At 38.5% G+C, this 1,137-nt stretch carries 1 pseudogene; it reads right to left on the bottom strand.

From position 1 onward, the window contains the following. Window positions 1–116: 116 nt before the first annotated feature. Window positions 117–1,137 (bottom strand): annotated as a pseudogene (locus AX662_RS10055) (KxYKxGKxW signal peptide domain-containing protein); the annotation flags it as partial.

Below are 1,137 nucleotides of genomic sequence, written 5' to 3'. Positions count from 1 at the left end.
AGGACCTGAGCCCTGGATTTAGGAGATTATGAAAAAGAAAAGTTTTAGGATGGTTGTAGTATACAAAGCTATTCCTAAAGTTTTCTTAAAGTGGAAAAAATTTTTTTCTTTCCCCATTAATTCACTTTCTCAGTTGCCACACCATTTTCATCAATGACATAAGTTTTGCCATCTTTTTCAAGGGTTGCATTGGTTGTGATTGGAGAACCGTAAAGATGTTTCCCTAATGAAGTTGATTTTTCGAAGTGATAGAGCTTACCGTCAATTTCCTTCCAAGTTGGTTGGTAGTCAGAAATTACTCTTGGCTCAAGATAGCATAGGTAGCCTTTATCAGTGCGGTAGAATCCTGTTCGAACGATTCCATTTTCGTCTGAAGCATATGCGTAATTACTGTCATTACGCAATAATTCCGCGTAAGAACCGAAAAGATAGGTCTTACCGTCTATAGATGCTGTTCTATTATAGTAGTAGTGCTTTTCGCTTGGATCTAGGTAATAGGTCTTACCGTCAATTTCTCTCCACCCGGATAATAGTTTTCCTTCTGAATCTGCAAGATATAAACTATTATATGATTTAGCGGAACCATTAACAAGAAGTTGACCATCTTGATTGAAGTAATAGTAATTGTCATCAATTGAAAGTACCTTATCTTTAGCTTGTAGACCGTCTTCTTTAAAGTAAACACGATGACCATCTAGTGTGTACCAGCCGAAAACTTGCGCACCATCATTTCCAAAGTAGAGCTTATATGAGGAACTAAAGGAATGGAATGCATTACGAAGGAGTTCGCCACTGTTCTTATCGAAATAGTAGTACTTCCCATCTATAAGGATACGCTCACCTTTGATTTGTTTCCCAGTGCCATCAAAGTAGAGTTGAATACCATCAATAGTCTGCCATCCAGTAGCTACTTGCCCTTTATCCTTGAGGTAGGTCCAGTCACCATCCTTATCTTGAACAAAGGTATTTCGAAGTGACGATGTCACACGGCCTTGGTCATCAATTTCGTAGGTCATTCCATTGAGAGTTAGACTACTATTGGTCCACATAGCCCCACTATCCTTGTCAAAGTAGTAAGTATCACCATCAATGTCTACTAGGCTACCTTTGACTTGCTTACCATTTTTATCAAAGTAG

The sequence above is a fragment of the Streptococcus sp. CCH5-D3 genome (assembly GCF_001556435.1).
Taxonomy (GTDB): domain Bacteria; phylum Bacillota; class Bacilli; order Lactobacillales; family Streptococcaceae; genus Streptococcus.
This window is presented reverse-complemented; position numbering and strand designations above follow the sequence as displayed.